Consider the following 13,980-nt stretch of genomic DNA (forward strand, 5'->3'; position numbering starts at 1 on the left):
CTCTGCGGTGTGGCGACTAAAAACCTTACTAAGTACTTAGGGTGGCGGCGCATATTGAGTGATGATTCACTATCAAAGGCTACTTTTACAGAGAGAGTCGCTGGGTACTGGGCTCTCAACTAAGTTACTGAACAGAGCCTAACAAAAGTATCAAGGTGACGCATTACACTCGGCATTTTTGGTATGGAGTTCCGTGGGTTTGGTGAGTTCATCGTGGCGCACCTTATTCTAGGCGTTATGTGCTTTTCAACTTAAAGGAATAGTATTAAATGAAACGGATATTGGTTTTGAATGGAAACCCAAAAGAGCAAAGTCTTTGCCGAGCTTTGGCTGAAAGTTATGCTCAGGGTGCGAGGGATGCTGGCTGCCATCTGGATGTCATTCATCTGTCGGATTATAAGTTTGATCCAGTTCTTAAATCGGGTTACGAAAGCAAGCAATCCTTGGAAGACTCTCTACAAAATATAAAAGAAAAAATTCAACAATCTGATCATGTCGTTATTGTGTATCCTGTTTGGTGGGGTTCAGTTCCTGCAGGGCTTAAAGGTATGCTGGATCGTATATTTTTACCAGGGTTTGCTTTTAAGTACGAAAAGGGTGATTTGTTACCTCAGCGGCTTTTAAAAGGTAGAACCGCGAGAATTATTGTTACGATGGATACACCGATCTGGTACTACAAGTTGATTTATGGCGCTCCCGCAACAAAAATGATGAAAAAGACTGTTTTAGAGTTTTGTGGATTTAATCCTGTTAAGGTCACTGAGTTTGGTGCTGTGTTAAATTCTAGTGAAAGCCAAAGACAAAAATGGCTTGCGAAAGTAAATAAGCAAGGCGCGATGGCAATTTAAAACTATTCATCTAAAAATGTTTAATCGTGGGCAAGGAAATGAGAAAAATAATAATATCCACAGTCGTGATAGAATTTCCCTTTTTCATGTAAACGCCAATTTGTATAGTCTCAACAAATAGACCGCACATAACAAGGCCATCAAGTGTGACGCTTTACACTCGGCATTTTTGGTTTGAAGTTTAGTTGGCTTGGTGGGTTCAGTGGGGCGCACCTTATGGCTGGCGTTAAATGTGGGCGCGTAGTATTTTGTTGGTTCCGCGAGCCGCAATTTTGACATTGTTGGTTGTGGTTATTTTCTCGAAAATTGCGGTGATGCTTTCGAGCATGAAGAGTAACTTCAGCGTCGTATGCCAGAAGTTCAGTGATCTTTCGGCTTTTTAGTTTACCGCAATCACCGCCATTAAGTCAGCAAATTGGTTTCAACGGATTGCCGCAATCGAAATTTTCATGATGGAGAATTTAATCCGTACAAATTGCGGCATTGAAGTTCAGCAAAGGATAGTTTTTCGAACCGGTGCCTCTGACTTCGGTGCATGTCGCTGGAATTTCGTCTAAGCCATTGAGTTGGAAGCGTGTTGTGAAGCCCACACTTAACAATGCCATCAAGGTGATGCCTTACACTCGGCATTTTTGGTTTGGGGTTTGGTGCGCTTTGCTGGTTGAGTGGGGCACACCTTATGGCAGGCGTTAGTTGCCCTTGTTCTACTCTTGCACAAATTATGAATTAACTCGCAATTACTGTTCATATATACAGTTATCATGTATCCACTACTTCAGGAGGTTACATGAGCAACTTTACAAAACAAGAGCTGTATGACTTTATAGTCAAAGCGAAAGCAAACTCATATGTGGGGCGCGCTCCAAAGTGTTTATCCTATCGACCTGGATCACATGACATTCAATTTCAAATGGGCTTCTTCAAATATCTGGATAGCTACTTTGGTGGAACTGATTTTTTAGGGCAAGAAGTTGTCTATTTTAACGATGTTCCGGTTTGGGCAATGAATTATTACGGCAAGATTCTGTGTCCAGATATTTATGATGGGGAGAAGGCAGGAAACGTAATTCTAGAAAGTTTGGCTTTATTGTATGGATCAGGTCATTTTCTTGGAGACTCAACCCATCAAACTGAATTAGGTGTTTATCACGATACAAATAAGGGCGATGTTACGTCATTTACAGGTTATGAATGGATAGATTATCAGGATAAAAAAGTTTATGACCTGAGCTATCATGGAGGCCTGATTAAGTAGTAAGCCAGGCAACTAACAAAAGAATCAAGGTGATGCGTTACACTCGGCGGTTTTGGTATTGAGTTTGGTGCGCTTTGTCGGTTCAATGGGGCACACCTTATTCTAGGCGTTATGGCTCTTTCTTGCCTGTAGTCATCATGGTTTAAGCCATCGAAAGTGGCTATTGCATCAATATCTTGTCAGTGCAATGCCGTGAAAATCGTTCAGCGATTATTGCGGTTTTCTGCTTGGTGCAATCAAAGTTCATTGCCAATTTGGTATTGGTTATCCCAAGTTCTCTGGCCGCAATTTGTCATCACGCGATGATGGATTTTACGCAGGTTGCGGTTATCCGTTTGGTGGTCACAAGGTTCTTATTCCTCAGTGGCTTTGGGGTGCCAAAGTCCGAGTGCCGCAACAAAGAATTGGCATTTGGTTAGTGGTTGTTTTCTCGTTTACTAAGTCGCTTTCAGATTTATTGCTAATGAGGTTATGTTTTTGTTGCCACTACCTTGCATGATGAAGAGCAAGGCATCAGAATGCTGAGAGTTAAGAAAAAAACGCAATAAAAACAGTAGCTTTGAGCCATAACAAAACAATCAAGGTGATGCATTTTACTCGGCATTTTTGGTTTGAAGTTCGGTGCGCTTGGTTGGTTCAACGTGGCACACCTTATCATAGGCGTTAAATTCCTATAGATAGGTGGTAAATGAAAGATATAAACGAACATAAAAAGATTGCAGTATTGATTGATGCTGATAACGCTCAAATGTCAAAATTAAAGCTGATAATTGAAGAGATTTCAGCTCATGGTCATATCGTTGTAAAAAGAGCTTATGGTGATTGGTCGAGTAGTCAGTTAAAAAACTGGAGGCAGTCGTTAAATGAGTTGGTGATTCAACCAATCCAGCAGTTTGCATACATAACAGGTAAAAACTCTACTGATACGGCAATGGTAATTGATACCATGGATTTACTATACACTGAGAAGTTTGATGCTTTTGCATTAATTTCAAGTGATAGTGATTTTACTAAGTTAGCATCTAGACTAAGAGAGTCGGAAAAGTATGTTTTTGGTGTTGGTGTTGGTGTTGGTGTTGGTGAAAAGAAAACACCTATTTCATTCCGTAATGCCTGCGATGATTTTATTTATACTGAAAACCTTAATGAAATATTACTCGAGAGTGCTGACAAACCTAAAAAACGTGTTGATAATAGTCAAGATAAAAGTGGTGAAAACGAAATTATTTTGTTATTAGATAAGGCTTGGAAAAAGCATCAAGATGAAGATGGTTGGGCAAATGTATCATCAGCTGGTTCTTTTATAAAAAGAACTAAGCCTGATTTTTATCCGAAAAATTATAATGTAAACAAATTACCTGAAATAATTGAACGGCTAAGTGAACATTTTAAAATGAAAAAATATAAAGGAAAAGGATCTGTACATATTATAGCTTATCAATCGAAACGGAATTTAACAAAGCAATCAAGGTGATGCATTACACTCGGCATTTTTGGCTTGGAGTACGGTGTGCTTGGTGGGTTCAACGTTGGCACACCTTATGGCGGGCGTTATGCGCTTAAATCAGTATTGAGGAAATAATATGAATGAACATGGAAAGTTAAATTATGTAGAATTTCCGGCTAAAAGTATCCAAGATACGAAACAGTTTTTCTCTGCTGTTTTTAATTGGTCGTTTGTTGATTATGGACCTGAATATTCAGCTTTCTCAGGTGAAGGTTTAGATGGTGGTTTTTTCCAATCTGATTTATCGTCAAAGACAGAATCAGGCAGCGCATTATTGGTATTTTATAGTTCAAATATCAAAGCTACATTAGTAAAAGTCGAACAAAATGGTGGGATAGTTAATCGTCCACTTTTTGAATTTCCGGGTGGTTGGCGATTCCATTTTATTGAGCCAAGTGGCAATGAGCTTGCTGTGTGGTCAGAAAACTGCGCATAACAATGCCATCAAGGTGATGCCTTACACTCGGCATTTTTGGTATGGAGTTCGGTGCGCTTTGCTGGTTCAACGGGGCACACCTTATGGCGGGCGTTACATGCCTAGTTTTTTAAAGGTTTTGGCTTCGGCGATTGTTGGTTTTCCAGTGGTTCCCGCGGTGGTCGTAATGCAGATAGAATAGTTCATTGAAAGTGCGGTTAACGTTCCTCGTGACTAATATTCATTGGTCCAGTTGGCATTGTCTCTCTCAAATCCATGAAGCCGCACTATTGAGTTCAGTATTGGTCGGTTATGATTCCGGTGGTTACTAAGCCGCTGTATTTATGATGCCAATTCAATCAAGTGGTTAGCGGTAGTGTGTTGTTTGGATTACATCTAACTCCGCGTCGGTTGAGGGTTTTCCTGTTGCATCGGTGGGGCGGACAAGCCGCATAGACTTCAGCATCAGCATGTAACAATGCAATCAAGGTGATGCCATTACACTCGGCATTTTTGGTATGGAGTTCGGTGCGCTTTGCTGGTTCAATGGGGCACACCTTATGGCGGGCGTTATGTGTTGCTACCAATTCAGTTGTGGTTTGGCTTTTCAGATACGCTTTGTTTTATGTTTTACCATGCTGTTTGCGTTGTGAATTTAAATCTAAAAAGTGATTTGTAATCTTGTTTGTGCTATCACTTTGGTTGGTATTTTGTGTTTCATCAATTTGTAAATCGCGGTGTTTTTGTTAAATACCGTTTATGTTTTTTCATTTCGTCAGTCAGTTTTTGAATTGAATTACTGGAATTAAATTGGTTTTTTTAAACGTTCATCAACGGTTTAATTATTCGCTTTTTGTTGTCTGCATTGTGCTTTTTCTGCGGAGTTCAAAGTTAATCAATAAGTTGCTTTTAATCGTGGTGGTTTTCGTTACTATTCCATTTCGAAAGGGTTGTTTTTAATAAAATAAGTGGCAAAAAGCCCGTAACCACATAACAAGGCGTTTAAACGGAACTAAAACGGTTGGCTCGTTTCGCTTCGCTACACAGTATAGCCAACCATTTTCGTCCGCTTAACGCGACGTTACATGCATTGGTTTTTCAATGGATTGGGTTTTATCGTTATTGGCTGTTCAGTGGTTTCTGCGGTGATCGCAATGCAGAAAGAGTCGTTTAGTGTATGTGCGGTTTAAGTTCTGAGTATCCGGATTTTCTTTGGCCTAAATGGCATTGTCTTACCCAAGTTCATGAAGCCGCACTATTGGGTTTCGAGTAGGCACGTTGTAGGTCTTACGGTTACAAAGTCGCTGTACTTTTTTTGCCCAGATAGTCACTCGATTGTCGGACTTTTTGAGTATGGGTTACATCCGGCTTTGTGATTGTTGATTGTTTTCCTGTTGCCTTGGTGGGGCGGGCAAGCCGCATTGAATTCAGCATCAGCATGTAACAAGGCAATCAAGGTGATGCGTTATGCGATTAGGAGTTTTATGGCAGCAATATTTGATGCATGGGCATTAGCGGTATTCTGGATAATTGCGCTGTGTGTATTCATAGCCCTTGTTACAATTCCATTTAATCATTGGAAGAAAAGAGGGATAGTTGTTGTCGCATTGTTTTGTATAGTGGTAACAAGTTTTCTTTCATTATTTTTGCTGGAATACTTGATCAAAAATGAAGTGTCAGAACTGATTAATGAGAATAGCTTCGTAATTGAATCTTATGAAGGCTTTGATAATACGATGTTACTCAAAGCATTAAAAAATAAGCAATATGTTAGTACTCATAAAACGCGCTCCTTAGAAAAGCGTAGTATACGTGTAGTAGTTCGTTCGGGAGAGTTTGAGCTACAGGTTGCTCAAGATTCAAAGAACCCATACTTATATTGGATTTACTATCCTAAATATCGTTACAGTCGTGAGAATGAGCTTGGTAAAGTACGCATCAAAAAGTATGAGTAAAACTTCGCATAACAAAAACATCAAGGTGATGCCATTACATTCGGCATTTTTTGTATGGAGTTCGGTGTACTTGGTAAGTTTATCGTGGCGCACCTTATGTTTGGTGTTACCTGCGCTCAATTAAGTTATGTGCGTTATCTTGTATAAGTCTGACTGATGGGTTAAACTTGTGCAATAACGTGTACAACTTAAATTGAGGTTAATTATGCGTATTGTTTCTTTTACTGAAGCAAGAAATGGTCTTAAATCAGTGCTAGATGGTGTCGTTAACGATGCTGATTGCACAGTTATCACTCGTCGAGATTCTGAAGATGCAGTTGTTATGTCAATGGATTACTACAACAGTCTTATGGAAACCGTTCATTTACTTAAATCACCAGCAAATGCTGCTCACTTAAACAAATCAATTGAGCAGTTTAAAGCGGGTAAGGTAACAGAACGAGATATCATTGATGAGTAGAATGTTAGCTTGGACTGATGCCGCTTGGGATGATTACTTATACTGGCAAAGTCAGGATAAGAAAACTCTCAAGCGCATTAACAAATTAATAGTAGATACAAAACGTTCACCTTTTGAAGGGATTGGTAAACCTGAAGCTTTGAAAGAAAACTTATCTGGTTTCTGGTCACGTCGTATAGACGAAGCAAATCGTCTTGTTTATGCAGTTGATGATATTCACATAACCATCATTTCTTGTCGCTATCACTATCAAGCTTAATACAATCGAATCCGCCGCGCAGGTAACAATGCAATCAAGGTGACGTATTACACTCGGCATTTTTGGTATAAAATTCAGTGGATTTGGTGAGTTGGTCGTAGCGAACCTTATCCTATGCGTTAGCCATCTAGGAGGAGTGTTTGGAAATCTTAGATAAATTTGGAGCAGAAATAATTGCTCTATGTGCATTGTTCTTTACTGCTTGACAGTTTTTTGTTCAAAGATCTCACAACAAAGTTTCTGTGAGACCACACTTATTTACATTCAGAGACAGGGATCGTTTTAATAACGAAGCTAAGCTAACTGATCTGCCCCAACAAGATTGGACACCAAGTTAAGCGACATTCTTCTGTTCAAATACAACGGGGCTTAGATACCCGAGAGCACTGTGCCTTCTTGTTCGGTTGTAATCAACCTCAATATATTCAAATACCGTTTGCCGCATCATTTCTTTGGTCATAATCGGTTCATATTGGATAGCTTCAACTTTTAGCGAGTGGAAGAAGCTTTCTACACAAGCATTATCCCAGCAGTTTCCTTTTCGACTCATGCTTTGTTTTAAATTATGAGCGTTGATTATTTCGCGGTAACTTTTTGAGCAGTATTGGCTGCCACGATCACTGTGAACGATGACTTCTTCAGGCAGTCCACGACGGAACAGTGCCATCTTCAACGCATCTCCGACTAAGTTTGCTGTCATACGGTGATCCATTGACAAGCCGACTACCTGTCGTGAGTACAAGTCAATAATTACCGCAAGATAAAGCCAGCCCTCACTTGTCATCAAGTAGGTGATATCGCCAGCCCATTTCTGATTCGGCGCATCAGCAGTAAAATCTTGCTCCAGAAGGTTAGGTGCAACGGGTAAGGAATGCTTACTATCTGTTGTGACCTTAAATTTACGCGCAGCTTTTGCAACCAGACTCTGCCTTTTCATGCTGCCTGATATCGTCTTAAGGTTGTGATTGTTCCCTTGCTCTGCCAGTTCTACCTGGATACGTCTTGCGCCGTCACGACCTTTGCTAGCTTCGAACGCCTTTTTGACCGTTATGTCACGCAGCTTACGTGCTCTATCCCTTTGACTAATTTCATGACGATGCTTTAGCCAGTAGTAAAACCCACTACGCGATACAGCAAGAACCTTGGCCATTCTCATTACGGAGAACTGCTCAAGGTGCACTTGCATGAACTCGAAACTCGCTATTTTAGATGCTTCGCGAAGTAGGTGGCGGCTTTTTTACTATTTCAAGCTCCTCCGCTTGCTCGGCGAGGAGGCGCTTCAGACGAGCGTTTTCGGCTGCAAGATCAGCCTCGCGTTCACTGGCGGAGTCCTTCTTTCTGTTCTTACGCCAGCCGTATATTTGGGAAGCATGTAGATTGAGTTGCCGTGCTGCTTCTGGAACCGACGTTCTTTCAGTAAGCTTAAACGCCTGTTCCTTAAACTCTTCGGTGTGCTTGATACGTGTTTTAGTGTTTGTCATTATTTACCTCGTTAAGTGATTTTACTCGCTTAACTCGGTGTCTAAAACTGCTGGTTCAGATCAAATCATCACTTTAGTTGCTGGCCGTTATTGCGATATTCTTGAATGTTGTACCAAGAATCGACAGGTTTTAATTGTGACTCTAATTCCTATTACAGTTCTTGAGCGTGAGGCTTGTATTGTCTACAATAGCGCACTTTTATTTATTTCAGGTCATGAACATGAGCGATACTAACTCAAAACCAGCGTTACCAGACCGCCTTGCAGGTAACCCTCGCAGCCCACATCATGTAGCAGAATGCTTCGATCATCAAATCGGTATTCGACTTAACGGTAAAGAGCGTTTTGATGTCGAGGAATATTGCATTAGCGAAGGTTGGGTTAAAATTCCATCACCTAAAGCATTGGATCGTCGCGGACAGCCTATTCTGATTACGTTAAAAGGAACTGTTGAGGCCTTTTATAGTTAAGTCGTTTCTGTAACTACTACTTACTATTAACACATAGAGCCTAGAGCAACTTAGGCTTTATGTGTTGCAGAATAAGCAAATATTACTGCCATACTTATTTTCAAAACCTCAGAACTCTGCCAACTATCCCCAGGTGTTTACATATAATGCAATCAAAGCGATGTCTTACGCTCGCATTTTTGATATGGATTTCGGTACTTAGCCGGTTTAACGTGGCACACCCACTACCACGGTATTTCTGTTCCATCATAACTAAAGAATTTGCCTGAATCTGTTGGTACTGCTGTTTCTAAACGATCCAGTAGACAATGTGCGACATAATCGGGTGTAAATAGCTTATTCGAAGGAACGTTTCTCTGAAATGGCTTAGATAAATTGGTATCGGTGGTTCCTGGATGAAACGCGAGTACACAGCAATTAGGTAATTTATACTTCCATTCAATACTAATGGTTTTGAGGGCCATGTTCAGTGCAGCTTTAGAACTTCGATAACTAATCCATCCACCGATTTTATTGTCTTCTATGCTCCCAATTCGTGCAGAAATTGAGATGAAATAAGTATTTTTATTTGATTTCAAGTAATTAGAAAAGTGCTTTGCAAGGTAAATACTAGGTAAGACGTTTGAGTGAAGATTGTGATTAAAAAAGTCAGGACTAAACTCATTAACTGATTTTTCGGGTTTATGATTTGGTAAGTGTAGGGTTCCTGCTGCATTAATCAATATGTTTAGACTCGAGATATTGCTGGCGAGTGAGCGAATATCTTGCTCAGAAGATGCGTCTATTTTGAACCAGTGAACACGAATATTCTCGATGGATGGTTTATGGGTTCGGTAGGTGGCATAAATAGTGGCTTCAGGCTTTGATGTCAATAATAGTTTGACCAAGGCTGAGCCAATACCACCAGAGCCACCAATAATTAGTATCTTCAATGATTTACACCTGTATGGCTGCGTCCACTAAGCATAGGACATAGGCTTTGATACCGCTAATTGGAAGTTATTCGAGAATCTTTTACTCATGATGTTCTGAAGAGGTTGATGTAAACGATGTTGGTATACGGTTTAGCATTGAGAATTTCTGGCAACCGTTCCTCTTTGAAATCACTCTTGATACCGGAGGAAAAAACATACTGTGTGGGGGCTTACCAAGTTAAGTACAGTAAGGATTGACATGTTTTGACCGGACAGTCACCAATTCTCGGTGACTGTCAGACCTATTTCCATGAGATGAATAAAATCCCCCCCCCCCCCTTAAAACTCGGCTTCAACCTGGAACCGCATTGGTTCGTGAGTGATAGGGTGTTCCAATGTTAACGATTCTGCATGCAGATGTAAGCGACTGGCCTTATGACCGTAAAGGTCGTCGCCTGAAATGGGCATGTTCAGTCCTAGCGAATGGGCACAGTGAACTCGAAGTTGATGCGTGCGGCCGGTTTTGGGGTGCAAATATACTTTTGTTTGTGTGTTGCTTCGCTCGACGATTTGCCATGTTGTTTCGGCGGGCTTGCCATGTTCGTAGCAAACCAACTGGCGTGGTCTGTCGTCTAAATCCCCGCGCATTGGCAGGTTTATAATGCCTTCGTCGTGCTCTAATACGCCGTCGATTAAGGCAACGTAGCGTTTTTGAACGGTACGACTGATAAATTGCTTCTGTAAGCTTTTATTCGCTCGCTTGGTCAACGCGATGACCATTAAGCCCGAGGTAGACATGTCGAGCCTATGGACGATTAAAGGGCCGGTCGCTTCGGGAAAGCGTTGTTTCATTCGTAGATAGACCGAATCTTCAATTGTTTTTCCCGGTACAGATAGAAACTCTGCGGGTTTATTTACCACCACCATGTCATCATCTTGATAAACGATGTCGATAGTTTTTCCTTCCGCCGGATTGGCCAATAACGGGTTCTCATCCATCTCGATGCCTGCCAGCATATGACCCAAAATTGGCTGGCATTTACTTTTACATGCGGGATAAAAATTTTTGTGTTGTCTGATCTCTGATTTAGGTGGCGCTCCCCACCAGAATTCAGCCATAGCTAACGGTTTCATCCCCCATTTAAAGGCGTAGTGGAGTAATTTGGGTGCTGCGCATTCTCCAGATCCCGCGGGCGGAGTATGGTCAGGAGTCTCGTTGAAAATTTCGTTTAAGTTTTTCTCGGCACCTCCGGCATTGAGGAAGCGATACTGTTCAAACAACTTTTGCTGCAAAGAGGCCGACAAGAGTTTACGTTTGTTTCGTAGCAAATCGAGTTCATTGGTAAGTTGATTATAGCGTTGTTGTGCAGCACTAATTCGTTCATCCCAATACAGCTTTACATCTCTTAGCTGGTATTTCTCTTTGATGCTTTCGGTACTTAATTGTGCTTTAAGCTGTAAGAAATCAGCAGGGGCGAGCTCTGTCGCTCCCGATTCTCTTTGTGCCTTTCTGATTTTTCGCCCTTCAATCATCGCCTCTCGGTGTGATTCAATCTGCACGCGAGCCGCTTCTTTTTCTCCGGCTAATGCCATTTTGAATTCGGTAATTTTCGGGTTTGCTTGCAAGTTTATCAGTTGGTTGTTTATTAAATTAATTTCTGATTGTTCAGCAAGAAAGAAGCTATCTTCTGTCAACATATCAAAGACTGGCGGAACAAATTTAGGGAGCAGATTCTTATCGGCAATTTTTCCAGAAAAAGCCGATAAATAGCCAATGTCACCACATTCTTTCTGTACCAGCAATACACCGAACATCTTACCAATCGCTGTCTCAGTATTACCTGTAAGACCGAAGTTATGCTGCCATTGCGTTTGCGTCTCAAGATGGTTTTGCAGCTCTTTTGCCGCTAACAGACACAGAGGGTGGGGTTCATAATAGAAAGGGAAGGTGAACTGCTCTGGTAAGGGATATGCGTCAATTGATTCTTCAAATGGGGTAAAACAATTTTCTTGGAAGTGCATATTCTGATCTATTGTGATGAACGTTAGCCACGAAAAATAAAGCTTCATGGGGGCTTAATGTGGGGGATTTTAACCTTTCAAAATGGAGATATCACTAAGCAATGGGTAATTATTCTTAGTTTTGTTGTAAAGCGATGAAGTGGACAATCAACGTTGGATACGCTATCCCTTTATTTCGATACGGTAAGGTTTATCGATAAAGAACAGAGCCAGACTAAATATCGCCCCCAATGTATCTGCCAGCATGTCTTTTTGCGCATCCCAGATATCACCCTGCGAGCCCAAGAACTCAATACCAGCCTCGCCACCGGCAATGACGGCATACCACCATTCGATAATTTCATACGCTGCTGCCACCGCCATAATAGTAAACACCCCAAACAGGGCGGCGATAACAGGTTTACAGTGGCCTTTACGTACCAGCCATTCCGCAATAGGGAAGGCATAGAAACCGATAGAAAAGTGAGCCAGCCGGTCAAAATGGTTTCGGTCAGAGTTGGTTAAATCGCTAAACCATTCGAAGGGTACATGAGCGAAAGTGTAATGTGCCCCGATGGTGTGCCCGACCAGCCAGCAAAACATTAAAGCATAAGCAAGGTTACTGAAGCGGAATGAGTGGAAACTGACGACTAAGTACGCAAAGATGATAACAACGGGGATGACTTCGACCACCCAGACTTCACGGAATACGGGGTCAATACCTAAAGCAATGAAGAACACAATAAATACAATGGCGAATAAATGGGGTTGGTAGTGTTTTAGCATCATCGTACCTTTAAATGAACCGGTGATCTCTTCATAAGTTACCAGGTTGATTAAAGCACATAATTGCACGTCGTTCAATTGCGTGCTTGCTCGTCTAATAATGATGATATTAGATGTTCATAGAGAGATTTGTGTTATAATCCGCCGCTAATATTTTCCATCCTGGTGTGAGTTTGGTCACGCGGGATTTGTAAACTCTGAATCAGAGCGTTTTTACCGGAGCATCATTTTGCATTTTAAAGATCTTGGATTAGACCCACGCCTTCTTAAGAAATTGACACACCTTGGGTTTGATCGGGCAACTGAAATTCAACGGACCGCCGTCCCTGTGGCAATTATGGGTAAAGACGTGCTTGCCTCGTCGAAAACAGGCTCTGGTAAAACACTGGCATTCTTGTTGCCTGCAATGCAGCGCATGTATCGTAGTAAGCCGTTTACACGCCGCGATCCTCGAGTTCTTATTTTAACGCCAACACGTGAGTTGGCAAAACAGGTTTTTGCTCAGCTGCGTACCTTGAATGCGGGCACTCCGTATGACGGTGCTTTGATTGTTGGTGGTGAAAACTTCAATGATCAGGTTAAAGAATTCCGTAAAGATCCAATGTTCGTGGTTGCAACACCCGGGCGTCTGGCGGATCACCTTGAGCATCGCAGCACTCATCTTGACGGCCTGGAAATGCTTATTCTAGATGAAGCGGACCGTATGTTGGATCTGGGTTTTGAAGCTCAGCTACGTCGTATTCACGAAGCGGCTAACCACCGCCGCCGTCAGACGCTAATGTTCTCGGCAACATTAGATCATGAAGAAGTTATCGATATCTCATTTGATATGCTGGACAATCCTAAGCGTATTTCTATTGGCTATTCTAACGAAGAGCACACTGATATCACTCAGCGCTTTGTTCTTTGTGATCACTTGGATCACAAACAAGCGTTACTTGATAAAGTGCTGGAAACCGAAGATTACAAGCAGATGATCATCTTTACTGCAACGCGTGCAGATACCGATCGCCTGACCAAAGAACTGAACGAACGTAAGCTGAAAGCGGTCGCTCTGAGTGGTAACTTAAACCAATCGCAGCGCAACAGTATCATGAGCCAATTCGAGCGTGTTTGCCATAAGATCCTGGTAACAACCGATATTGCTTCTCGTGGTCTGGATCTTGACAATGTATCGCATGTTATTAATTTTGATATGCCAAAGCATGCTGAAGAATATGTGCACCGAATCGGTCGCACAGGTCGCGCCGGTAACAAAGGTGATGCCATTTCTTTGGTCGGCCCTAAAGACTGGAAGAGTTTCAAAAATGTAGAGGCTTACCTGCAGCAAGAAATTACATTTTCTACCATCGAAGGTTTGGAAGGTAAGTTCAAAGGGCTGAAACCTGCACCGAAGAAAAAATTTGTTAAGAAGAAACCGACAGATAAGAAACCTTCTGCTCCTAAGAAAACATCTACATCAAGTGCGAAGAAAAAAACAGATAAGCGTTTTTATGAAAACGTTGCTGTGGGTGATAATGTCTTCATGCCGAAAAAGAAGCGTAACGTCGACGTTAACAGCGGCGATTAATAGATATGCCCTTCGTTATAAAGCAAAGGGCAATGTTCGCTTCAAGAGCAGTAATGAAA

At 41.6% G+C, this 13,980-nt stretch carries 14 protein-coding genes; 9 read left to right on the forward strand and 5 right to left on the reverse strand.

The annotated features are described in order from the left end of the window. The first annotated feature begins 269 nt into the window (after positions 1-269). On the forward strand, positions 270-848 hold the full coding sequence (locus R3289_RS10630; RefSeq protein WP_318925481.1) for an NAD(P)H-dependent oxidoreductase: 579 nt from the start codon (positions 270-272) through the stop codon (positions 846-848). Between the two features lie 461 nt (positions 849-1,309). Here the strand turns inward: R3289_RS10630 and R3289_RS10635 are convergent, their stop codons facing one another. Further along, positions 1,310-1,453, reverse strand: coding sequence for a hypothetical protein (locus tag R3289_RS10635; RefSeq protein ID WP_318925482.1), 144 nt, complete (start codon positions 1,451-1,453; stop codon positions 1,310-1,312). A 182-nt stretch (positions 1,454-1,635) separates the two neighbouring features. Between R3289_RS10635 and R3289_RS10640 the strand changes: the two genes are divergently transcribed. The 6 genes from R3289_RS10640 to R3289_RS10665 all read left to right on the forward strand — a co-directional run bounded on the left by R3289_RS10640 (position 1,636) and on the right by R3289_RS10665 (position 6,699). Next, complete coding sequence (locus R3289_RS10640; RefSeq protein ID WP_318925483.1) at positions 1,636-2,103, forward strand: DUF5680 domain-containing protein; 468 nt, start codon at positions 1,636-1,638, stop codon at positions 2,101-2,103. Between the two features lie 688 nt (positions 2,104-2,791). Then, complete coding sequence (locus R3289_RS10645) at positions 2,792-3,577, forward strand: NYN domain-containing protein (RefSeq protein ID WP_318925484.1); 786 nt, start codon at positions 2,792-2,794, stop codon at positions 3,575-3,577. A gap of 109 nt (positions 3,578-3,686) precedes the next feature. Further along, complete coding sequence (locus tag R3289_RS10650; RefSeq protein WP_318925485.1) at positions 3,687-4,046, forward strand: VOC family protein; 360 nt, start codon at positions 3,687-3,689, stop codon at positions 4,044-4,046. Between the two features lie 1,463 nt (positions 4,047-5,509). Further along, complete coding sequence (locus tag R3289_RS10655; protein ID WP_318925486.1) at positions 5,510-5,980, forward strand: hypothetical protein; 471 nt, start codon at positions 5,510-5,512, stop codon at positions 5,978-5,980. A gap of 205 nt (positions 5,981-6,185) precedes the next feature. Beyond that, the gene (locus R3289_RS10660; protein ID WP_303558021.1) at positions 6,186-6,440 is read left to right on the forward strand and encodes a type II toxin-antitoxin system Phd/YefM family antitoxin; all 255 of its coding nucleotides are present in this window, start codon (positions 6,186-6,188) and stop codon (positions 6,438-6,440) included. Further along, entirely contained in the window at positions 6,433-6,699 is a 267-nt protein-coding gene (locus tag R3289_RS10665; RefSeq protein ID WP_303558019.1) for a Txe/YoeB family addiction module toxin, read from the forward strand. The genes R3289_RS10660 and R3289_RS10665 overlap by 8 nt, the downstream gene beginning before the upstream one ends. Before the next feature lie 334 nt (positions 6,700-7,033). Here R3289_RS10665 and R3289_RS10670 read toward each other — a convergent pair. Next, positions 7,034-8,180, reverse strand: a protein-coding gene (locus R3289_RS10670; RefSeq protein WP_318925487.1) for an IS3 family transposase whose coding sequence is annotated in 2 segments (ribosomal slippage) — positions 7,034-7,931 and positions 7,930-8,180 — 1,149 coding nt in all. Because the reading frame shifts where the segments join, the coding sequence is not laid out codon by codon here. A 221-nt stretch (positions 8,181-8,401) separates the two neighbouring features. On the opposite strand from R3289_RS10670, the gene R3289_RS10675 reads away from it, so the two are divergent. After that, a complete protein-coding gene (locus R3289_RS10675) occupies positions 8,402-8,650 on the forward strand; it encodes a DUF3297 family protein (protein ID WP_318925488.1) in 249 nt (82 codons plus the stop codon). 224 nt (positions 8,651-8,874) lie between these two features. Here R3289_RS10675 and R3289_RS10680 read toward each other — a convergent pair whose 3' ends face one another. From R3289_RS10680 to R3289_RS10690, 3 genes are all read right to left on the reverse strand, one after another. Continuing rightward, on the reverse strand, positions 8,875-9,582 hold the full coding sequence (locus tag R3289_RS10680; protein ID WP_318925489.1) for an SDR family NAD(P)-dependent oxidoreductase: 708 nt from the start codon (positions 9,580-9,582) through the stop codon (positions 8,875-8,877). A 321-nt stretch (positions 9,583-9,903) separates the two neighbouring features. Next, complete coding sequence (locus tag R3289_RS10685; RefSeq protein ID WP_318925490.1) at positions 9,904-11,586, reverse strand: RluA family pseudouridine synthase; 1,683 nt, start codon at positions 11,584-11,586, stop codon at positions 9,904-9,906. Between the two features lie 162 nt (positions 11,587-11,748). Beyond that, a complete protein-coding gene (locus tag R3289_RS10690; protein WP_318925671.1) occupies positions 11,749-12,351 on the reverse strand; it encodes a DUF2238 domain-containing protein in 603 nt (200 codons plus the stop codon). A 229-nt stretch (positions 12,352-12,580) separates the two neighbouring features. Here R3289_RS10690 and R3289_RS10695 point away from each other — a divergent pair, with 229 nt between their 5' ends. Continuing rightward, positions 12,581-13,921, forward strand: a complete 1,341-nt coding sequence (locus R3289_RS10695; protein ID WP_318925491.1) for a DEAD/DEAH box helicase — start codon at positions 12,581-12,583, stop codon at positions 13,919-13,921. Positions 13,922-13,980 lie beyond the last annotated feature (59 nt).

Source organism: Photobacterium sp. (genome assembly GCF_033720175.1).
Classification (GTDB): Bacteria; Pseudomonadota; Gammaproteobacteria; order Enterobacterales; family Vibrionaceae; genus Photobacterium.

What these genes read in the sequence shown, in the direction of transcription:
- R3289_RS10645 (WP_318925484.1), top strand. Translation starts at nt 2,792, where the DNA reads ATGAAAGATATAAACGAACATAAAAAGATTGCAGTATTGATTGATGCT.
- R3289_RS10665 (WP_303558019.1), top strand. Translation starts at nt 6,433, where the DNA reads ATGAGTAGAATGTTAGCTTGGACTGATGCCGCTTGGGATGATTACTTA.
- R3289_RS10690 (WP_318925671.1), bottom strand. Translation starts at nt 12,351, where the DNA reads ATGCTAAAACACTACCAACCCCATTTATTCGCCATTGTATTTATTGTG.
- R3289_RS10685 (WP_318925490.1), bottom strand. Translation starts at nt 11,586, where the DNA reads ATGCACTTCCAAGAAAATTGTTTTACCCCATTTGAAGAATCAATTGAC.
- R3289_RS10640 (WP_318925483.1), top strand. Translation starts at nt 1,636, where the DNA reads ATGAGCAACTTTACAAAACAAGAGCTGTATGACTTTATAGTCAAAGCG.
- R3289_RS10675 (WP_318925488.1), top strand. Translation starts at nt 8,402, where the DNA reads ATGAGCGATACTAACTCAAAACCAGCGTTACCAGACCGCCTTGCAGGT.
- R3289_RS10635 (WP_318925482.1), bottom strand. Translation starts at nt 1,453, where the DNA reads ATGGCATTGTTAAGTGTGGGCTTCACAACACGCTTCCAACTCAATGGC.
- R3289_RS10630 (WP_318925481.1), top strand. Translation starts at nt 270, where the DNA reads ATGAAACGGATATTGGTTTTGAATGGAAACCCAAAAGAGCAAAGTCTT.
- R3289_RS10660 (WP_303558021.1), top strand. Translation starts at nt 6,186, where the DNA reads ATGCGTATTGTTTCTTTTACTGAAGCAAGAAATGGTCTTAAATCAGTG.
- R3289_RS10650 (WP_318925485.1), top strand. Translation starts at nt 3,687, where the DNA reads ATGAATGAACATGGAAAGTTAAATTATGTAGAATTTCCGGCTAAAAGT.
- R3289_RS10655 (WP_318925486.1), top strand. Translation starts at nt 5,510, where the DNA reads ATGGCAGCAATATTTGATGCATGGGCATTAGCGGTATTCTGGATAATT.